General features: G+C 35.4%; 21 protein-coding genes. 6 read left to right on the top strand and 15 right to left on the bottom strand.

What is annotated here, in order from left to right; genetic code table 11:
* Window positions 1-29: 29 nt before the first annotated feature.
* From kcuS to ACLL8X_RS03650, 12 genes are all read right to left on the bottom strand, one after another.
* On the bottom strand, window positions 30-239 hold the full coding sequence (gene kcuS / locus ACLL8X_RS03705) for a KCU-star family selenoprotein (RefSeq protein WP_411989595.1): 210 nt from the start codon (window positions 237-239) through the stop codon (window positions 30-32).
* The gene (locus ACLL8X_RS03700) at window positions 217-2328 is read right to left on the bottom strand and encodes a carbon starvation CstA family protein (RefSeq protein WP_411989594.1); all 2112 of its coding nucleotides are present in this window, start codon (window positions 2326-2328) and stop codon (window positions 217-219) included. The genes kcuS and ACLL8X_RS03700 overlap by 23 nt, the downstream gene beginning before the upstream one ends.
* A 144-nt stretch (window positions 2329-2472) precedes the next feature.
* The gene (locus tag ACLL8X_RS03695; RefSeq protein ID WP_411989593.1) at window positions 2473-3402 is read right to left on the bottom strand and encodes a ribose-phosphate pyrophosphokinase; all 930 of its coding nucleotides are present in this window, start codon (window positions 3400-3402) and stop codon (window positions 2473-2475) included.
* 99 nt (window positions 3403-3501) lie between these two features.
* On the bottom strand, window positions 3502-4236 hold the full coding sequence (locus ACLL8X_RS03690) for an MIP/aquaporin family protein (RefSeq protein WP_411989592.1): 735 nt from the start codon (window positions 4234-4236) through the stop codon (window positions 3502-3504).
* Window positions 4237-4254: 18 nt separating this feature from the next.
* Entirely contained in the window at window positions 4255-5742 is a 1488-nt protein-coding gene (gene glpK / locus ACLL8X_RS03685; protein ID WP_411989591.1) for a glycerol kinase GlpK, read from the bottom strand.
* A 12-nt stretch (window positions 5743-5754) separates the two neighbouring features.
* Window positions 5755-7323 (bottom strand): glycerol-3-phosphate dehydrogenase/oxidase, encoded by a 1569-nt coding sequence (locus ACLL8X_RS03680; protein ID WP_411989590.1) that lies wholly within the window; start codon window positions 7321-7323, stop codon window positions 5755-5757.
* 31 nt (window positions 7324-7354) lie between these two features.
* Window positions 7355-8011 (bottom strand): amino acid ABC transporter permease, encoded by a 657-nt coding sequence (locus ACLL8X_RS03675; RefSeq protein WP_411989589.1) that lies wholly within the window; start codon window positions 8009-8011, stop codon window positions 7355-7357.
* A gap of 9 nt (window positions 8012-8020) precedes the next feature.
* Complete coding sequence (locus ACLL8X_RS03670; RefSeq protein WP_411989588.1) at window positions 8021-8773, bottom strand: amino acid ABC transporter permease; 753 nt, start codon at window positions 8771-8773, stop codon at window positions 8021-8023.
* Between the two features lies 1 nt (window position 8774).
* Window positions 8775-9548: a transporter substrate-binding domain-containing protein gene (locus ACLL8X_RS03665; protein ID WP_411989587.1), complete on the bottom strand. Its 774-nt coding sequence runs from the start codon at window positions 9546-9548 to the stop codon at window positions 8775-8777.
* A gap of 21 nt (window positions 9549-9569) precedes the next feature.
* Window positions 9570-10298 (bottom strand): amino acid ABC transporter ATP-binding protein, encoded by a 729-nt coding sequence (locus tag ACLL8X_RS03660; RefSeq protein ID WP_411989586.1) that lies wholly within the window; start codon window positions 10296-10298, stop codon window positions 9570-9572.
* Between the two features lie 133 nt (window positions 10299-10431).
* The gene (locus tag ACLL8X_RS03655; protein WP_411989585.1) at window positions 10432-11220 is read right to left on the bottom strand and encodes a CheR family methyltransferase; all 789 of its coding nucleotides are present in this window, start codon (window positions 11218-11220) and stop codon (window positions 10432-10434) included.
* 4 nt (window positions 11221-11224) lie between these two features.
* Complete coding sequence (locus tag ACLL8X_RS03650; RefSeq protein ID WP_411989584.1) at window positions 11225-11779, bottom strand: CheB methylesterase domain-containing protein; 555 nt, start codon at window positions 11777-11779, stop codon at window positions 11225-11227.
* A gap of 159 nt (window positions 11780-11938) precedes the next feature.
* On the opposite strand from ACLL8X_RS03650, the gene rpiB reads away from it, so the two are divergent.
* Genes rpiB through ychF form a run of 6 tightly spaced genes read left to right on the top strand, consistent with a single transcriptional unit; the run spans window position 11939 to window position 16414 of the window.
* Window positions 11939-12376, top strand: coding sequence for a ribose 5-phosphate isomerase B (rpiB, locus tag ACLL8X_RS03645; protein WP_411989583.1), 438 nt, complete (start codon window positions 11939-11941; stop codon window positions 12374-12376).
* Window positions 12376-12708 (top strand): NADH dehydrogenase subunit 3, encoded by a 333-nt coding sequence (locus ACLL8X_RS03640; RefSeq protein WP_411989582.1) that lies wholly within the window; start codon window positions 12376-12378, stop codon window positions 12706-12708. The genes rpiB and ACLL8X_RS03640 overlap by 1 nt, the downstream gene beginning before the upstream one ends.
* Window positions 12705-13253 carry an adenine phosphoribosyltransferase gene (gene apt, locus ACLL8X_RS03635; protein WP_411989581.1) on the top strand — a complete coding sequence of 183 codons (549 nt, stop codon included), beginning with the start codon at window positions 12705-12707 and terminating at the stop codon, window positions 13251-13253. The genes ACLL8X_RS03640 and apt overlap by 4 nt, the downstream gene beginning before the upstream one ends.
* A 16-nt stretch (window positions 13254-13269) precedes the next feature.
* Window positions 13270-13866, top strand: a complete 597-nt coding sequence (locus ACLL8X_RS03630; RefSeq protein WP_411989580.1) for a DedA family protein — start codon at window positions 13270-13272, stop codon at window positions 13864-13866.
* Entirely contained in the window at window positions 13863-15314 is a 1452-nt protein-coding gene (locus ACLL8X_RS03625; RefSeq protein ID WP_411989579.1) for a leucyl aminopeptidase, read from the top strand. Before ACLL8X_RS03630 ends, ACLL8X_RS03625 begins: the two co-directional genes overlap by 4 nt.
* Window positions 15311-16414 (top strand): redox-regulated ATPase YchF, encoded by a 1104-nt coding sequence (gene ychF, locus ACLL8X_RS03620; RefSeq protein WP_411989578.1) that lies wholly within the window; start codon window positions 15311-15313, stop codon window positions 16412-16414. Before ACLL8X_RS03625 ends, ychF begins: the two co-directional genes overlap by 4 nt.
* 11 nt (window positions 16415-16425) lie before the next feature.
* On the opposite strand, the gene argH is transcribed toward ychF, so the two are convergent.
* From argH to ACLL8X_RS03605, 3 genes are read right to left on the bottom strand one after another with little or no spacing between them, the layout of a single operon-like run.
* Complete coding sequence (argH, locus tag ACLL8X_RS03615) at window positions 16426-17811, bottom strand: argininosuccinate lyase (protein WP_411989577.1); 1386 nt, start codon at window positions 17809-17811, stop codon at window positions 16426-16428.
* Window positions 17812-17820: 9 nt separating this feature from the next.
* Window positions 17821-19395 carry a phosphoenolpyruvate carboxykinase (ATP) gene (pckA, locus tag ACLL8X_RS03610; protein ID WP_411989576.1) on the bottom strand — a complete coding sequence of 525 codons (1575 nt, stop codon included), beginning with the start codon at window positions 19393-19395 and terminating at the stop codon, window positions 17821-17823.
* 7 nt (window positions 19396-19402) lie between these two features.
* The gene (locus ACLL8X_RS03605) at window positions 19403-21187 is read right to left on the bottom strand and encodes a biotin/lipoyl-containing protein (RefSeq protein WP_411989575.1); all 1785 of its coding nucleotides are present in this window, start codon (window positions 21185-21187) and stop codon (window positions 19403-19405) included.
* Between the last annotated feature and the right edge of the window lie 3 nt (window positions 21188-21190).

Below are 21190 nucleotides of genomic sequence, written 5' to 3'. Positions count from 1 at the left end.
TGTGATAAAACTTTATCCTTATAGGCTTATCAGCATTTGTTTAAACCACCGCTATTGTATTTTTTCTCTAAACATTCTTTGAAAAATTCTCCCCTAGTTTTTGGGGTTTTTTCAGGATGCTTTTCTCTCATATGTTCTAAATACTTATCATAACTTGAAAGTCCCACCAAGGGATGAAAAAACCTTTCGGCTTTTTCATAGTAAAATTTAACTTTTTTAAACAATTTGTTTGCTATCAAATTTCACATAGGGACTTTCTTTGAGTGGAATTTTTATCTTACCCAGACAAATTCCCGCACAAGAAATTATAACAAGTAGAGTTGTTATCATAAAGAACACACAGAGTATTGAATTTAAAATATTGGCAAATTTAGCCTGAGTTGCCACAGAAATTTCTTTTTGTATTTTTTCTTTTTCTGCTAAATCTGTTAGAGTGGCTAGTTTTTCTTCCAAAGCGATGATTTTGTCATTTTGAATTTTTGCTATAGCTACATGGCTTACAGCATTTGCTACTTTATTGCCTTCTTCATAGGGCATAATTTTTTGAATTCCACCATATAAAGTTGCTGCCAAAACAAAACCCGCAGGCACTAGGGTAACCCAAGTATATTTTGCCTTACCCATTTTTACAAGTATAGCTGTAACAAGAAGCAAAGCCATACCTGCTAACATTTGATTGCTTACACCAAATAAAGGCCAAAGTGTGTAAATTCCACCCTTAGGGTCAATGGCACCCTGATAAAGAAAATACCCCCAACCCGCAACACTCAAAGCAGTTGCCAAAAGTCCAGCTGGAATGCTATGAATATTACCCAAAGGCTTATAAACATTACCCAAAATGTCCTGCACCATAAAACGACAAGCCCTAGTTCCTGCATCTACAGCAGTTAAAATAAACAAGGCTTCAAATAAGATTGCAAAATGATACCAAAAAGCCATCAAATCCACACCACCAAAAAGCTCATGCAAAATCAAAGCCACACCGATAGCAAAGGTAGGCGCCCCGCCTGTTCTTGAAAGTATAGTATGCTCTCCTATATTTGCAGTTAAAGCCGTGATTTCTTCAGGAGTGATACTAAAGCCCCAGTTTGAAATAGTCGCAGCCACACCTGCTACATCTGTTCCTATTAAAGCAGAACTTGAATTTATAGCAAAATAAAGACCCGGATGTAAAATACAAGCACAAATTAAAGCCATAATCGCCACAGCACTTTCCATAAGCATAGAGCCATATCCTACTGCTAAAGCGTGAGTTTCATTCTCAAGCATTTTTGGAGTAGTTCCACTTGAGATTAGAGCGTGAAAACCACTAATCGCACCACAAGCAATAGTAATAAACAAAAAAGGGAAAATTGCCCCAGCAAAAACAGGTCCCGTGCCATCAAAATACTGGGTATTTGCCTTTGGCATTTGTAAATCAGGAGCAACCACCACAATAGCTACTGCCATTACCACAATCACACCGATTTTTAAAAAGGTAGAAAGATAATCCCTTGGAGCAAGCAAAAACCACACAGGCAAAACAGCAGCTATAAAACCATAAGCCATCATAATAAGCGATAGAGTTGGAGCATCTAAAGTAAAAACCTTAGCCCAATAAGGATTAGCCGCAATTTCACTTCCATAATGAATAGCCAAAATCAAAAGCACAAAGCCTATGATAGAAGCCTCACCTACCTTGCCCGGACGCAAAAATCTCATATAAATTCCCATAAAAATAGCAATAGGAATGGTCATCGCAATAGTAAATAAGCCCCAAGGTGATTCAGCTAAAGCCTTTACCACTACCATAGCCAAAATAGCAATGATGATAAGCATAATACCAAAAATAGCCACCATAGCCACGCCACCTGTGAAATTTCCCATCTCATCTTTGATGATTTCACCAAGACTCCTACCTCTTCTGCGAGTGGATATAAAAAGCACGACAAAATCATGCACAGCACCGGCTAAAACACCGCCAACTAAAATCCAAAGCATAGAAGGTAAATACCCCATTTGAGCGGCTAAAATAGGACCTACTAAAGGACCTGCTCCTGCAATGGCGGCAAAATGATGCCCAAATAATACGGTCTTGTTTGTAGGCACAAAATCATGCCCATCATTTTCTACGACTGCTGGTGTTGCACGGTTTTTATCAAGCTCTAAGACCTTATACGCCACAAAACGCCCATAAAACCTATAACCTATCATATAGATACACACCGCAGCAACTACTAAATAAATCGCTGAGACACTTTCGCCATTTTGTAAAGCCAAATAACCAAAACAAATAGCGCCTAAGGCTGCAACAAACAGCCATAAAATTTTAGTACTTAACTGAGTCATACTTCTCCTAGAAAATTTAAGATATATTTAAAAATACCAGATTTATGATAAAAATCTGTTTATTTTTTAGATATTTTTGTAAAAATATATTATTTTGTTTCTTTAAGTAGCATAAATATAAGAAAAGCCTAAAAATATTTTAGGCTAAATAAATAAAGAATTCACACTTTCATTATGATAAACACGGCGTATAACTTCGGCAAAAACAGGAGTAACACTTAAAACTTTGATATTTGATAAATGCTCTTTTAAAGGTATGGTATCCGTTACCACAAGCTCATCTAATGCCCCACTGGCTATTCTTTCATAAGCTTTTCCGCTTAAAACAGCGTGAGTGCAACAAGCCATAACTGATTTTGCACCTTTTTCTTTTAAAGCTTCCGCAGCTTTAACTATAGTCCCAGCTGTATCGATAATATCATCGACTAAAATCACTTCTTTATCTTTTACATCGCCTATGATATTCATCACTTCACTTTCATTAGCTTTTTCGCGACGTTTATCTACAATCACAATATCAAGCCCCAAATGCTTTGCAACACTCCTAGCCCTAGCCACACCCCCTATATCAGGGCTTCCTATAATAGCATTTTTAAAATGCTTAGACTTAATATAATCATTGAAAACTATACTTCCATAAAGATTATCCACAGGAATATCAAAAAAGCCTTGAATTTGTCCTGCGTGCAAATCAATTGTAGCTACGCGGTCAATCCCCGCTGCTTGAATCAAATTCGCCACAAGTTTAGCCGTAATAGGCACTCTAGGATTTGCCTTTCTATCCTGTCTTGCATAGCCAAAATAAGGAATAATAGCCGTGATGGAATTCGCACTTGAACGCCTAAGAGCATCTGTGAGAATTAAAAGCTCCATTAAATTATCATTCGTAGGCACACAGGTGCTTTGTATGATAAAAACATCCTTGCCACGCACACTTTCATCGATTTGAACACTAATTTCTCCATCGCTAAATCTCTTCACCCCTGCATCACTTAAAGGCAAGGAGAGATACTTAGAAATTTGCTTTGCAAATTCCACATTAGCCGAACCTGAAAAAATCTTATAACCTCGCATAAAAAACCTTAGATTTAATTTAAAGGACTAATTCTATTGAAATAAAGATTAAAAACTGCTTGTAATTTTAAATTTATCCCCGCCTTGCGAGGATAAATTTTAAAGTAAAAAATTATAAATAAGAGCCGCCAAGCCTCCGCCCACAATAGGACCTAGCACAGGCACCCAAGCATAAGCCCAGTCGCTTTTTACCTTAAGCGGTAGCATACTTAGCACTAAACGCGGTCCAAAATCACGCACGGGATTGATAGCATAACCTGTGGTTGAGCCTAAAGAAAGTCCTATGACCCATACTAAAATCGCCACGGGCAAAGCCCCTATGCTACCTAATCCAATTTGTGCGCTACTTTGCTCTCCTAAGGAAATACTAGCTCCTGTGATGTGTAAAATCACGAAAATAAGCACGAAAGCACCCACCATTTCACTTAAAAAATTTGAAGAATAATTGCGTATGGCAGGAGCTGTGCAAAAACAAGCTGCCTTAGCACCTTCATCGCTAGTAAGAGCAAAATGGTCTTTATATACAAGCCACACCACAAAAGCTCCTAGCATAGCACCTAAAAGCTCCCCTGCTACATACATAGGCACTAAATTCCACTCTAATTTGCCCGCTAAGGCTAGTCCTAAAGTTACAACAGGATTTAAATGCGCCCCGCTTACTGGACCTGCTACGGTTACACCCACAAAAACAGCAAAAGCCCACGCTGTTGTGATAATGAGCCAATGTCCTCCATCTCCACATTTTGTGCCTTTTAAAACACAAGTTGCCACCACTCCATTACCCAGCAAAATCATCAAAGCTGTTCCAATAATTTCAGCAGTAAAAATACTCATTACAAGCCTCCTTAAATTTTAATGTAACCAATTTAGCGAACTTTGCACAGCCTTGTGCCAAAAATGAAGCATTTCTTTTACTTTCTCTTGCTCAAGCTTAGGACTAAAAAGTCTATCGACTTGCCATTGAGATTTAATAGTATCCACGCTTTCATAATACCCCACAGCTAAAGCTGCCAAATAAGCCGCTCCTAAAGCTGTGGTCTCTATAACCTTAGGACGCACTATGTTAAAATGAAAGATGTCAGATTGTATTTGCATTAAATAATCACTCGCACTCGCTCCCCCATCGACACGAATTTCTTTGCAAGCCTCGCCTAAATCCTTTTCCATTTCCTTAACAATATCATAAACCTGAAAGGCTATGCCTTCTAGCACAGAGCGTGCTATATGTCCATCAGTTGTGCCACGACTTATACCATAAAAAGCTCCCCTTGCATACTGGTCCCAATAAGGCGCTCCAAGTCCGGTAAGTGCTGGAACAAAATATACCCCGCCATTATCTTCAACCGTCGCAGCTAGGGTATTAATATCCGCTGCTGTGCGTATCATCCTAGCACCATCTCTTAGCCATTGCACCGCAGCACCCCCTACAAAAACCCCACCTTCTAAAGCATAGCTTGTTTTGCCCTTAAGCTGCCACGCTATGGTGGTTAAAAGATTATTCTTGCTCTCTATGGCTTGTTCGCCTGTATTCATCAGCAAAAAACAACCCGTGCCGTAGGTGTTTTTAATCATTCCCTTTTCTATGCACATTTGTCCAAAAAGTGCGGCTTGTTGGTCTCCTGCTATACCTGCTATGGGAATTTCGTGATCCACCCAACGCGTAGCACTATATCCATAAATTTCACTAGAACTTTTCACTTCAGGCAACATTGAAGCAGGAATGTCAAAAAGCTCTAAAAGCTCATCGTCCCATTTTAGCGTATGGATATTATAAAGCATAGTGCGACTTGCATTAGAAGGGTCAGTTACAAAGACCTTGCCCTTTGTAAGATTATAAATAAGCCAAGTATCCACGGTGCCAAAACAAAGTTTGCCTTCCTTAGCCTTTTGTCTAGCTCCTGCTACATTATCTAAAATCCACTTTATTTTAGTAGCTGAAAAATACGCATCCACAACAAGTCCTGTTTTAGCTCTAATAAACTCAGCCTTATCTTCTTTAAGTTTATCGCAATAATCAGCCGTGCGTCTATCTTGCCAGACTATGGCTCTTGCTATGGGTTCTCCGCTTTGCCTATCCCATACCACCGTGGTTTCTCTTTGATTGGTAATGCCTATGGCTGCAATGTCTGTGGCATTAAGATTTGACTTAGCTAAGGCTTCTGTGAGTGTAGCAATCTGCGAAGCCCAAATTTCTTTTGCATCGTGTTCTACCCAGCCTGATTGGGGGAAATATTGGGTAAAAGGGTGCTGTGCTAGGGCTTTGATATTGCCCAATGCGTCAAAGATGATAGTTCTTGACGAAGTTGTGCCTTGGTCTAATGCCATAATGTATTTACTCATAATTTCTCCTTTTTAGTGAAGTTGGTAGCTCTTCGCAAGCTCCGTAAAATTCGCAAGTTCCTGCTCTAAAAAATCCTGCGACCATCCTAGCTCTTTTGCCATAAACGAAGCCACACTAGGCGCTGCTTGCAAGGCGGCTTTTGCGTCTAAAAAAAGCAGTCTCATCCGCCTTGCTAAAACATCTTCAAGACAGAGTGCTTTTTCATAACTTATAGCCCATTTAACCTGAGCTAGAGTATAAGCATAATGCGGATGGATGGTTTTGGCAAATTCAGGGTTTTTTTCAAGTTCTTTAAGTTCTTTAAGTTCAGAGCCATAAACGCTTAATCTTTCATTAAAATCCAAGCCTTCCGCATAGCCAAAAAGGCGTGTATCTTTAGTGCGACAAGGCTTAGGCTCTAAAAGCTGGTGTTTAATGGCTTCATCGATACATTCTTCAGCCATAGCCCTAAAAGTAGTCCATTTGCCTCCATTAAGCGAAATAAGTTTGCTTTTTGAAACGCTGATTTTGTGAGTGCGTGAAATGCTTTTTGTAGCTTGATTTTTATCTTTAAAGGCAGCCAAAGGACGCAGTCCAGCAAAAACAGATAAAACATCCTTTCTACTAGGCTTTTTAATAGCGTAATTAGCGAAAGTATTTAAAACAAAATCTATTTCTTCATCTAAGGCTTTTGGTTCATAAGAGACCTTTTCAATGAGCGTATCTGTGGTGCCTACGAGTAATTTATTATGCCAAGGAATGGCAAAAAGTACGCGTTTATCCGCTGTTTTTGGAATCATTAAAGCATCATCTGTGGGTAAAAAAGACCTATCAAGCACAAGATGAATGCCCTGAGAAGGAACGATGTCAAGGGAACTGTCTGTGTTATCGTTCATTTTGTTAAGCTCATTAGTAAAAACACCCGTAGCATTAAAAATACATTTTGCTCTCACTTCAAAGCTCTTTTTTGCTCTTAAACTTGCATTAGGGTGTTTATCTTCTAAAGCAACTCCACTTAATTCGCCTTTTTCATTCTTAAGCAAGGATGAGACCTTCATATAATTTAACACGCAAGCTCCGTGAAATTCAGCACTTCTAGCAAGACTTAAAGCAAGTCTTGCATCATCAAATTGCCCATCAAAATACACCACGCCTGAGTGTAAAAACTTTTCTTTTATACCCTGAAGTCTTTGGCTAAGGCAAATTTTATTTAGCATTGTGGTTTTACCAAGACTCATTTTACCTGCCATAAGAGCGTAAATTTTTAATCCAAGTGTATAGTAAAGTGTGCTGAAAAAATTCTCACTAGGTATAATGAAGGCTTGTTTTTTACACAAATGCGGAGCATTTTGAATGAGAAGCTGTCTTTCGTGTAAGGCTTCATACACAAGGGCAAAATCCCCTTGTGCAAGATAACGCACTCCCCCGTGCAAAAGCTTAGTAGAGCGAGAAGAAGTGCCTTTAGCAAAATCCTTTGCCTCCACTAAAAGGGTTTTATAGCCCCTAGTGGCACAATCAAAGGCTATACCAAGACCACTTGCACCCCCACCTATGATAATACAATCATAATGAGAGTCTAAATTCTCTAATTCTTTTCTCATTCTATGCTCCTAAATTTAAGCAAAATTTAGCTTAAAACTGCGTGTTTCTTTTAGCGTAATATCTCACTAACATTGATAAAGAAAAACAAATCACAAAATAAATCGCCGCTATAAAGGCTATCATCGCTAAAATTTCTTCAAAGCTAGTTAATCTTGCTAATATAGTTTTAGAATTATAAGTAAGTTCTGCTATGCCAAGCCCTGCAAGATAGGCTGTATCCTTAACCGTGGTAACGATTTGAGAAAGCAAAGCAGGAACAATATTTCTAAAAGTTTGAGGTAAAATGATATAAAAAAGAGTAAAAAATTTACTAAAACCTTGAGAATAAGCTGCTTCAAACTGCCCCTTTGGAATGGAATTTAATCCCCCTCTAATAATCTCAGCCATAACCGAGCTTGTATAAAGAGAAAAGCCTATGGTTCCCCAAAAAGCTTGTGGAAATTGCCCAAAAAATACAGGCAAAACAAAACAAGCCGCAAGCATCCATAAAAGCAAAGGAGTATTTCTAAAAATATCAATATAACAAGCTGCTAAAAAGCGACTTAACCTATCGCCATAATTTTTAGTTATTGCTAAAAAAGTTCCAAAAACAATAGAAATAATACAAGTTGCTAAGGCTATTTTTAATGTAAGAAACAAACCCTGCATTAAAAATTCAATATTTTGCGTATTAAAAACATTTTCCATTACAACCCTTTATCTCGTTAAATGTGCTTTTTTCAATTTATTCTCATAAGCTTTTGCAAAATAAGCCAAAGGATAACAAATTATAAAATACAAAATTGCTGCAAATATATAAGAAGGTGCATAATTTCCATAATCAGCCGCATAACTATCAGCAGAGTGCATAAGTTCTGCCCCACCCACAATCAATAACACAGAGGTATTTTTAATCAAATTTACCATTTGATTTGTCATGGGTGGCAAAATGATTTTAATGGTTTGAGGCACTATAATATAACGCATCTGCTGAATATAAGTAAATCCTTGAGAAGTAGAAGCTTCAAACTGCCCTTTTGGCACGGATAAAATTCCACTTCTAACAACTTCACTTACATAAGCTCCGTGATAGGCTCCAACGCCCAACACGCCAATAGTAAATATATCAAGTCGTATGCCTAAAACAGGTAAAGCATAAAACAAGAAAAAAATTTGTATCACCAAAGGAACATTTTGAAAAAGCTCTACATAAATTCTAGTGTAGGCTCTGATAATTTTAAATCTACTTGTAGCCATAACCCCGCCAATAGTGCCAAAAATAGTCGCTATAAGCAAGGCTAAAACGCTCACTTCTAAAGTATAAATAAAACCATTGATAAAGACATCTTTATTGTCTAAAGCATCTAAAAATTTCCACACCGCAAAAGGGCTTATGCTATTTTCATCATATAAGCCCCAAGAAGTGAGAATTTGCCTTAAATGCTCTACAAAACCTACACCTTCATTCATATTATAAGCCCCATTTTTTCGCTAAAGCATCGATTTCATTTTTATTTTCTTTTACAAAATTATCAACATATTCTGCAAAAGCTGAATCATCTTTTTTGGTTACAATACCATAACTTTGCGGCTCAAAACTATCTGGTAAAATTTCGCTTTTTTCATCTACATAACCAAGCAAGATTGACTTATCTACTGAAAAAGCATCCACTCTTTTAGCATCTAAAGCAGCTTTTATGCTAGGATAGTCAGGAAATTCGCTAAATTTAACATCAACACCAATTTCCTTAGCAGCTTCCCCTACAGCTTTTTTAGTTGTTGCAGCTTGAGCTACACCGATATTTGCACCTTTCATATCAGCTAAAGACTTATAATTTTTTTCTTTTAAAACCAAAAGTCCTATAGCATCTTGGTAATAAGGCTCTGAGAAGTTATAAATTCTTTTTCTCTCTGGTGTAATGGTAAAAGTTGCTATAACCGCATCTATACTACCATTATCAAGCAAAGGTCCTCTTGTTTTAGCATTAACTGCAACTAATTTTATTTTTTTATCATCACCTAAAATGCTTTTAGCAAGCAATTTAGCCACATCCACTTCAAAGCCTTTAATCTCTCCTGTGGATTGGTCAAGTAAAGCATAATGAGGCACATCGTTCTTAACTCCAACGATAAATTGACCCTTAGCCTTAATATCTTCTAATTTCCCAGCTTGTGCTGAACTTAAAGCCACACTAACACCTAGTGCAAGTGTTGCCAACTTTAACAAAGATTTTTTAAAAACCATATTTTCTCCTTTCAAATTTGGTTAATTTTTTAGAATTTTTCCTAGAAAAAATCTAGCTCTTTCGGTTTTTGGATTTGAAAAAAACTCACTTGGGACATTTTCTTCTACGATAGCACCATCTTCCATAAAAATAATCCTATCTGCTACTTCTTTTGCAAAGCCCATTTCGTGAGTAACCACAACCATAGTGGTATTGCTTTGATGTGAAATTTCTTTCATCACATCTAAAACTTCTTGTATGGTCTCAGGGTCTAAGGCCGAAGTAGGCTCGTCAAATAAAATATAAGGTTTCTTAGTGCAAAGAGACCTAGCTATAGCAACACGCTGTTGTTGTCCGCCTGAAAGAGTAGCAGGATAGACATTAGCCTTTTCTACAAGACCCACGACTTTAAGGTATTCATAGGCTGTCTCTTCAGCTTCTTTTCGGGATTTTCCCTGAAGTTTCATTGGGGCTAAAGTTAAATTTTGTAAAACCGTCATATGTGGATATAAATTAAAATGCTGAAAAACCATTGCGCAGTATTTTCGACAAATTTCAATTTTATTTTTATGATTTAAAACAAGATTATTGACTACGACCTCACCTGAACTAACTTCTTCAAGCCCATTCATACAACGGATAGTTGTGCTTTTTCCACTTCCACTTGGACCTATAATAACAAGTTTCTCGCCTTCCTTAACGGAAAGGTTAATATTCTTTAAAACGTGATGGGTTCCGTAGTATTTATTTACATTTTTTAATTCAATCAAATTTTTTCCTTTGTTTAACTAAATATAAAATTAATCAAAATCATTCTATCATTAAATGAGAGAAATTGCTTTAAAATGTAACTTATTTTACTGATAAATTTCAAAAGTGTAACTTTTGGTAATATTTTAAAGCTTATACTTTTTCATAATAAACACCCCTTGGAGAAAAAACTTTCTTAAAATAGAAGGTCTCAGGAATCAAATCAGCATTCCCAACATAAAGTCGTCCCTTGTCATTTAAAATTTTATGAAATCTCTCCATGAGTTTTAGTTTTGATTCGTGGTCAAAGTAAATAATCATATTTCTTGAAACTATAATATCAAATTTCCCTAATCTTAAAAATTTTTCTTCAAATACATTACAAAGTTCAAATTTACAGGTGCAAAGTTCATTTTTATTAATAGTATAAAACTTATCTTCGTTTTCTGAGAAAAATCTTCTCTTTTCACTTTCGCTTAATCGCTGTAAAGTTCTTCCCTGATATTTGCCAAGTTTTGCCTTTTCAATTACACTTGAGTTAATATCAATGCCTAAAATATACATATCTTTAACAAAATTTTGAGCAGCCAATAACGCAAGAGAATACACCTCTTCTCCGCTTGAACAAGGAGCGCTTAAAATATTTACTCTCTTTTCTAAACTTTTAGCATAATAAACTATTTCTTTCAACTGAGGCAGTTCTCTTAAAAAATAAGTTTCCCCTATCGTTACAAAATCCAAAGTTTCTTGTTTGAGTTTTCTATTGGTTTTTAAACTAATTAAAAAATCTGAAAAATTTTTAATATTAAGCTCTTCGAGAAATTTATTTAATTTCAAAGCTAGTATGTTTTTTTTATCTGTTAAATCAAGACCACTTACTTCGTTGATAATTTTTATAAATTCATTAAGTTCTAATTCACTAGGAGTCAGTTTTTTTTCCATGTTATTAATCCTGATTGATAAAATTTATAATTTCTTTTTTGATTTCTTTTAAACTCATAGGTTTTAAGTGTGGATTCATATCTTTTGCCTTTTTTGGCATTCCATAAACAACGCTATCTGCTTCATTCTCACAAAGACATCTTACTCCTGCCTTATAAAGTTCAAACAAACCCTTAGCCCCATCATCTCCCATACCTGTTAAAATAACAGCAAGCACTTTGTTTGTCTTTGCTAAAGAAACAGCAGAATGAAAAAGCAAATCCACACTAGGCTTAAAATTTGATTCTACATCCTGCCAAGTCGCTATGATATTTAAATTTCCTGATAAAATAGTATTTTTACGACAAACATAAATTTTATTACCCAACACCTCTTTATCATTTAACAAACACACTTCACTCGAAGCTTCTTTATTAAACTGCCCTACAAAAGACGGGATAAAACTAGCGCTCATATGCTGGGCTATAACCACACAAGCATTTTTTATATGGATATCTTTTAAAAGAAATTTAAGCTGATTAGGACCACCTGTGGAAGAGCCTATAAGTATGAGCTTCATTTTCTTCTCCCTTGAATATTTTTAATCGCAAATTTATAAACGCACATTCTAACACATATAAAGAAAAATAAAGCTTATTTTTTGAAAAGAAAAGCTGTTTTTATGATTTAATATGATAAAATTAGGTTTTTATCTTATTTTATATAATATGGGAAACCAATGCTTAGGGAAAAAATTTATATTGCTAGCGACCACGCTGGCTTTGAATTAAAAGAGAAAATTTGCGTATTTTTCAAAGAAAAAAATATAATTTTTAACGATTTAGGAACGAATACTTGTATAAGCTGTGATTATCCTGATTATGCGCATTTACTAGCTTCTAAAATAGACGAACAAAGCTTTGGCATTCTTATTTGTGGAAGCGGAATTGGAATTTCTATTGCAGCAAATCGTCATAAAAATATTCGTTGTGCCTTATGCAGCGAAAGTCTAAGTGCAGAACTTGCAAGAAGACATAATGATGCTAATGTTCTAGCATTGGGTGGAAGATTGATTGGGATTGAGTTAGCTATAAATATTATAGAAAAATTCATCCAAACTCCTTTTGAAGAAGGAAGACATATGCAAAGAATTCAAAAAATTGAGGTAAAAATATAATGTTTATGAACTGGCTTATTTTAACTATATTAGTTTGTGCAACTATCTATCTGATTGTAATGTTGTTTTACTATAAAACTCTACTGAATAAAGAAAAAACATCAAAAGACTTTATCAAAAATAATCTAGATGACACAGAAATCGTGATTAGAAAATTACAAATCCAACTCCAAAGAAGCTTAGGAAATATAGACATACTCACCGAAGAACTTAATAAAATCAAAGCGGACTTAACTTCGCTAAGGACGAGAAATTCTCAATACCGCTTAGAAAATGATAAGTTAAGACAAAGAATCAAAGAATTAGAAGCAAAAATCGAGGCATTACTATGATAAAATTAACACAAGAAGAGCAAAAATACCTGCTTGAAAGCATTCGCGTTGTCCCTGATTTTCCAAAAAAAGGGATTGTTTTTAGAGATATTACTACTTTGCTAAACAACAAAGAAGCTCTAAATTTTCTACTTGAGCATTTAAAAAAGCGTTACGAGGATTATAATTTAGATTTCATAGTGGGAACAGAAAGTAGAGGATTTATCTTTGCTTCTATGATTTGTGCCAAACTCAACCTTCCTTTTGTGCCTATTAGAAAGCCCGGGAAACTTCCTTTTGAAACCTTTAGTTGTGAATATGACCTTGAGTATGGCAGCGATAAAGTGGAAATTCACAAGGACGCATTCAAAAATATCCAAAATGCAAGAGTTTTACTTGTAGATGATTTAATAGCAACAGGTGGGACGGCCATAGCTTCATACGAGCTTATACAAAAAGTCGGAGCAAATTGCGTTGAAGCATGCTTTTTAATGAACCTTAAGGATTTAAATGGAGTAAATAAACTTAAAAAGCTTACTTCAGTTTATAGTGTTTTAGAAATTTAATTATAGAAAGGCGTAAATGGAAGAATTTTTAAAAAATTTACTTTATCAATACAAAGATTTAGCTTATATCATCATTTTTTTATGGTGTATTTTAGAAGGCGAACTTGCTTTAATTCTAGCAGGTATTTTTGCTCATCAAGGGCATGTGAATTTAGGTTTTGTTATATTTATAGCGGGACTTGGTGGTTTTGTGGGTGATCAAATTTATTTTTACATAGGAAGATACAACAAACGCTATATACAAAAAAAATTAAAAACGCAAAGGCGTAAATTTGCGGTTGCACACCTGCTTTTGCAACGCTTTGGATGGCCGATTATCTTTATACAACGCTATATGTATGGCTTTAGAACCATCATCCCTATGAGTATAGGTATTACCCGTTATAGTTCCAAAAAATTTGCCATTATCAATCTCATCAGTGCTTGGGTTTGGGCCTCAATCACCATACTTTTAGCTTGGTATTTTGGGGAGCAAATTTGGAAAATGGTAGCTTGGGCTGAAGAACATTGGTATTATGCAGCCATTATTATTGTAACTTTTTTATCTCTTTTATTGTTTGGATTTAAACAAATGGAAAGAGCCATACTTAAAGACAAAAGGAAAAAAATATGAAAATTGAATTTAGCGATAAAAAACTAGAGACTATAAAAGCGGACTTTGAACTTGTTTTTATACAAGATAAAAATTTAAAAAAATTCAGCAAAGAGAAGGATTTTTTTAAGCTTAATAATTACAAAGGCGAAGGTGTTTTATTGGATTTAAGTAATAAAAAGCTTTATTTGAAGCTTAAAAGTCTTACTTATGAAGATATAAGATTAACCCTTTGCACAGCATATAAAACCCTTGAAAAACTTAATATTAAAAGTGTAAAACTACCTAGCATAGTGGGCGATTGTGTAGTTAGAAGCTTTGCGTCTTTGGTTGAAGGTGTGCTTTTTGGAGCTTATAAATTTGATAAATATAAAAGCGAGAAAAAAACAAGCACTTTGGAAAAATTCATTATTTCAAGCGAAGAATTAAATGACAAGAAATTTAATAAAAATGAAGCTAAGATAGGTTTAGAACGTGGAGAAATTTTAGCTAATGCTACAAATTTCACCAAAAATATAGTCAATGAAATTCCTGAAATTTATACCCCTTTAAAAATGGCAGAAGATGCGCAAAATTTAGCTAAGGAAAATAAAAACATCACTTGTAAAATTTACGATGAAAAATTTTTAGCCAAAGAAAAAATGAACGCCTTTTTAGCGGTAAATCGTGCCTCAGCACACCCTCCACGCCTCATTCATCTAAGCTATAAGGCTAAAAATTCAAAAAAACGCATAGTTTTTGTTGGCAAGGGTTTAACTTACGATAGCGGTGGGCTTAGTTTAAAACCGGCTGATTATATGCTGACTATGAAAGCAGACAAAAGCGGTGCAGCCGCAGCTATGGGAATTATAAAAGCCGTAGCCGAGCTAAATTTAGAGCTTGAAGTGCATTGTATTTTAGGGGCGACTGAAAATATGATAGGGGGCAATGCTTATAAACCTGATGATGTTTTAATTAGCCGTGAAGGTGTGAGTATAGAGGTAAGAAATACAGATGCTGAAGGTCGCTTAGTTTTAGCTGACTGTCTTTCTTTTGCTCAAGATTTAAAGCCTGATTTACTCATAGATATGGCAACCCTTACTGGAGCTTGCGTTGTAGGACTTGGAGAATTTACCAGTGCCATTATGGGAAATAATGAAGAGCTTCAAAATGATTTTTATCAAAGCTCTAAAAAAAGTGGGGAATATACCACAATCTTGCATTTTAATCCTCACTTAAGAGAACTTATAAAATCAAATATCGCCGATGTTAGCAACACTGCTTCTAGTCGTTATGGCGGAGCTATTACAGCGGGATTGTTTTTAGATAAATTTATACGCAAAGAATATAAAGATAAATGGTTGCATCTTGATATAGCTGGACCTGCTTATACAGAAAAATCTTGGGGATATTCTAGTTTTGGTGCGGGTGGTGCTGGAGTTAGAATGTGCGTGAATTATTTAATCGAAATTTTAAGGAAAGCTAAATGAGTTTAAGCGTAGGTATAGTAGGACTTCCAAATGTTGGCAAATCAACAACTTTTAACGCTTTAACCAAAGCACAAAATGCCCAAAGTGCCAACTATCCTTTTTGCACCATAGAACCCAATCGTGCTATGGTTGAAGTTCCTGATTTAAGACTGACTGAGCTTGCTAAAATCGTAAAACCTGAAAGGATTATGCATTCTTTGATAGAATTTGTAGATATTGCTGGACTTGTTAAGGGAGCAAGCAAGGGCGAAGGCTTGGGGAATAAATTTCTTTCAAATATACGCGAAACTGAAGTTATTTTACATATAGTGCGTTGTTTTGATGAAGAAAATATAACCCATGTTGAAGGCGGGATTAATCCCTTAAGGGATGTTGAGATTATCAATACTGAGCTTATTTTAGCTGATATTGAACAACTCAATAAAAAAATAGAAAAACTGAGCAAGGAAGCAAAAGCCAATCAAAAAGGTGCTAAAGAAAATCTTGAGCTTGCAAATTCCTTACTTGCTCATTTAAATAAAGGCTTGAGTGTAAGTTCTTACCCTGAAAAAGAAAGCCAAAGCTATCAAGCTTTAATTAAAGAATTAAGACTGCTCTCTGCTAAAGAAGTAATTTATGGAGCAAATGTCGATGAAAAAGGTATTAGCGAAGATAACGATTATGTAAAAGCTTTAAAAGAATATGCTAAAAAAAATGAGCACGAAGTCGTTAAACTTTGTGCAAAAATCGAAGAAGAATTAGTGGGTTTAAATGATGAAGAAAGTCATGAATTTTTAAGTTCTTTAGGAGTGAGCGAAAGCGGACTTAATCAAATCATACGCACCGCTTTTGCGAAGCTTGGACTGATTAGCTATTTTACTGCTGGAGTGCTTGAAGTGCGTTCTTGGACTATCAAAAAAGGTTGGAAAGCCCCAAAAGCAGCAAGTGTGATTCATAATGATTTTGAAAAAGGTTTTATCAAGGCTGAAGTCATCTCTTATGAAGATTATGTCAATTACAAGGGCGAAAATGGTGCCAAAGAAGCAGGAAAACTCCGTCTTGAAGGAAAAGACTACATTGTTTTAGATGGCGATGTAATACATTTTAGATTCAATGTTTAGGCGGAAATAGCCTAAACAATTTTCTCTATAAATTTTTCTAGAATTTGAATTTGCTTTTCTACACTCGCTATGGAGCTTGAACCTTCGCTTTGCTTGGAATTTAAAGAATAATCAAAATTTAAAAGCTCCATCGCCTTTTCATCAAAAACAGAATCTATTTTTGAAAGGTCTTTAATTTCACTTATATCAATGCCTTGTTTTTCAGCTTGGGCGACTATATTGCCTACTATAAAATGTGCTTTCCTAAAAGGAATATTTTTTTCACGCACCAAATAATCTGCCAAATCAGTAGCCAATAAATGCCCTTTTTTACAAGCATTAAGCATATTTTCTTTATCAATCTGCACTTCTTTTAACATCGCATTTAAGATAATTAAACTATCTTTTGCAGTTTTTACGCTATCAAAAAGCCCTTCTTTATCTTCTTGCATATCTTTATTATACGCTAAAGGCAAGGCTTTCATCGTAGTTAAAAGAGAGATTAAATTCCCATAAACACGCCCTGTTTTACCGCGTATAAGCTCACAAACATCAGGATTTTTTTTCTGTGGCATAATAGAACTTCCCGTTGAAAAACTATCACTGATACTTAAAAAGCCAAATTCTGAGCTTGAAAATAAAATCATTTCTTCGCAAAGTCTTGAAGTATGGGTAAAAATTATCGCTATATCATAAAGCAAATCAAGAGCAAAATCCCTATCACTCACTCCATCCATAGCATTTGGCATAATATCTTTAAATCCTAAAATTTCAGCACTCAACTTGCGATTAGTTGCATAACTAGTTCCCGCACAAGCACAAGAACCAAGCGGAGAAGAGTCTGCAAGCTCTAAGCTATTTTGCAAACGCCTAATATCACGCATAAACATAAAAGCATAAGCTAAAATATAAAAAGAAAAACTCACAATCTGGGCGTGTTGCAAATGCGTAAAACTTGGCATAAGAGTTCTTTTATGCTCTTTGGCGTGATAAAGCATAGTTTGTATGAGTTCTTTTAAAAGTTTTATAAGCTCGATATGAGATTTTTTTACAAAAAGCTTAAAATCACTTGCGACTTGGTCATTCCTGCTTCTTGCAGTATGAAGTCTTCCCCCAACTTCATTACCTATAATTTCACTAAGGCGTTTTTCCACCGCCATATGAATATCTTCATCTTGGATGTCAAAAATAAACTCATTACGCTCTATTTCATTTCTAACTTGTTCTAAACCTTCTAAAATAGCTTTTAATTCTTCTTTTTTTAAAATACCGCAACTCTCAAGCATTCTAGCGTGAGCCATAGAGCCTTGTATATCTTCATTAAATAAAGCCTTATCAACATTTAAACTCGCATTAAATTCTTTTAAAAGCTCATCACTTACACCGCTAAAGCGTCCTGACCACATTTTATTTTTCATTAAAATACCTTAAATTTTAGGTCCAAATTGACTAAATTCAACACCCTCTTTCACATCTTCATAGCGTTTGAAATTTTGGACAAACATATGGGCTAGTTTGTCTCTTGTTGCTATATAAGCGTTTTTATCCGCCCAAGTGTTGATAGGATTTAAAAGCGTAGTTTCTACACCTGCTAAAGCTTTTGGAATAGCAAGATTAAACACATCAAAATTCTCAAATTCACTTGCTACAATACTTCCATCTAAAATAGCATTAATACAAGCTCTAGTAGCCTTAATACTCATTCTTTTACCCACTCCGTAGCTTCCACCGCTCCAACCTGTATTGACAAGATAAACATTTACCCTATGCTTATCAATTTTTTCGCCAAGCAATCTTGCATAAATAGTTGGATGTAAAGGCATAAAAGGCTCTCCAAAACAAGCTGAAAAAGTCGCTTGAGGTTCTGTGATACCACGCTCAGTTCCAGCAACTTTAGCTGTATAACCGCTTAAAAAATAATACATCGCTTGTTCTTTGCTAAGTTTGCTTACAGGGGGCAAAACCCCAAAAGCATCAGCACTTAAAAAAATGATATTTTTTGGATGACCTGCTTTGAGACTAGGTTCGTGATTTACAATGTGTTCTATGGGATAAGAAACTCTTGTGTTTTCTGTTTTTGAAGCATCATCAAAATCAACACTTTTATCCGCCCTTAAAACCACATTTTCTAAAAGTGCATTTTTTTTAATCGCTCCGTAAATTTCAGGCTCGTTTTTAGGGTCAAGATTAATTGTTTTTGCATAACAACCCCCTTCAAAATTAAACACGCCTTCATCATCCCAACCATGCTCATCATCGCCTATAAGCTTTCTTTTGGGGTCAGTTGATAGGGTAGTTTTTCCTGTGCCACTTAAGCCAAAGAAAAGTGCCACATCCCCTTTTTCTCCTACATTAGCACTACAATGCATAGAAAGCTTATTCTCAAGCGGCAACCAATAATTCATCATAGAAAAAATACCCTTTTTCATTTCTCCGCCATACCAAGTTCCGCCAATGACCGCTATATTTTCTTCTATATTGAAAATCACGAAAACTTCCGAATTTAAACTCTCTTTTTGATAATCTTCATTAACGCATTTACAAGCATTATAAACCACGAAATCAGCTTTGAAATTTTCAAGCTCTTTTTCACTTGGACGGATAAACATATTTTTAACAAAATGCGCTTGCCATGCAATTTCGCTAACAAATCTTACCGCCTTACGACTTTGCAAAGAAGCACCACAAAAAGCATCTTGGATATAAATTTTCTTCCCACTTAATTCTTTTTTTGCTTTGTTTAAAAGCTTGTCAAATAGCTCTTTTGTGATAGCTTGATTTATCTTGCCCCAAGCTATATACTTATTAGACGGGTCTTGTTTTACAAAATATTTATCCTTAGGACTTCTTCCAGTAAAAATCCCCGTATCTACACAAAAAGTATCATTAGCCGTGCTTAGACCTTCATTATTTGCTTTTTCATGGGCATTTAACTCGTCATAACTTAAATTATGAAAAACTTCTTTTATATTATCCAAACCCAAATCATCAAATTTCTTCATCTTTTCCTCACTTTTTATAAATAGCTAAAACTTCGCCTTCGTTAATCATATCGCCTGTTTTAACGCAAAGCTCTAAAATAACCCCATCTTTTGGAGCATTTATCTCAATCTCCATTTTCATAGCTTCTAAGACCATGATAACCTGCCCTGATTTTACTTCTTCGCCTTCATTGATGTAAATTTTAAAAACATTTCCTGAAATACCCGCTAAAATTTCATTCTCAGCATCGCTTGAATTTGCTAAAGCAGTGCTTTGTTCTGCTTTTTTTACGCTTTTGATATTAACATCTTTATCAAAACCATAACTCACTTCAACATGATATTTATTGCCATTGACTGCAATGGTAAATTTGTTTTCATCTATGGCAGTAGGTTTTGGCATAGTGGCTAATTTACGCACATTTACCTTTGCCTCTCCTTTTAAAAACGCTATACCTTTTTCCTTGCAAGCAGCTGCTATGAAAATATTTTCTTCGCTTGTTTCTATGCCTTCTTTTTCAAGTAGAGCTTTGGTGTAGGCTATGCTTTTTGTTTCATCTTTGTCGGCTATGTTAATGGCAAGTTCCTTAGTGGGTTCTAAATCAAGCTGTTTTGCTGCAAGCTCTACAATATTTGCATCAGGAGCAACTGGAGTTTTCCCAAAATATCCAAGCACCATTTTTCCATAACCATCTGCGATTTTTTTCCAAGGACCAAACATAACATTATTAAAGGCTTGTTGGAAATAAAACTGCGAAACAGGAGTTACAGAAGTGCCAAATCCACCTTTTTCCACAACTTCACGCATAGCGTAAATAACCTGCGGAAATTTATCTAAGATATTATTATCCCTCATCATTTGCGTATTTGCAGTTAAGGCTCCTCCGGGCATAGGAGAAAAAGGGATGAGTGGATTAACCATAGTGGCTTCAGGGGGCAAAAAATATTCTTTTAAACAATCTTTCAAAGCTTCTTCATATCTTAAAATTTTTTCTTCTTCAAGTCCGCCTAAATCATAATCTTTGCCTTTTAAGGCATGCATCATTGTTAAAATATCAGGCTGAGAAGTTCCGCCACTTACAGGAGCTGCAGCCAAATCGATACCATCAACTCCTGCTTCAAGTGCTGCAAGATAACAAGCTATACTAACACCAGCACTCTCGTGCGTATGAAGTCTTATATGTGTATCTTGTGGTAAAATTTTCCTAGCCATTTTAATGGTTTCATAAATTTTATTTGGATTTGAAGTTCCACTTGCATCCTTAAAACAAAGGCTATGAAAAGGAATTTGTGCTGCTAAAATTTCTTTTAGAATTTTTTCATAAAAAGGCACATCGTGGGCACCTTTGCAATTGGCTGGTAAATCCATTAGAGTAATAGTAATTTCATGTTTTAACCCATATTTTGCTATACATTCGCCGCTAAATTTTAGATTATCAACATCATTAAGAGCGTCAAAATTTCTTATCGTTGTAGTGCCGTGTTTTGCAAAAAGTTTTGCATGCAAATCAATAAGTCCCCTACTTCCAGTATCCAAAGTAACGGTATTTACCCCTCTTGCCAAAGTTTGAAGATTAGCATCTTTTCCTACAATAGCCCTAAATCTATCCATCATAGTAAAGGCATCTTCATTAAGATAAAAATACAAGCTTTGAAACCTAGCACCACCGCCAAATTCAAAATGCCTAATGCCTGCCTCTTTTGCCACTTTAACAGCAGGAAAAAAGTCATCCATCAAAACCCTAGCTCCATAAACAGACTGAAAGCCATCTCTAAAGCTTGTATCCATTACATCGATGAATTTTTTAGCCATTTA

Origin of the sequence: Campylobacter parajejuni, from assembly GCF_046764905.1 — a bacterium.
Taxonomy (GTDB): Bacteria; Campylobacterota; Campylobacteria; order Campylobacterales; family Campylobacteraceae; genus Campylobacter_D.
The sequence above is the reverse complement of the archived record's forward strand: the minus strand, read 5'-3'. Positions and strand labels throughout refer to the sequence as shown.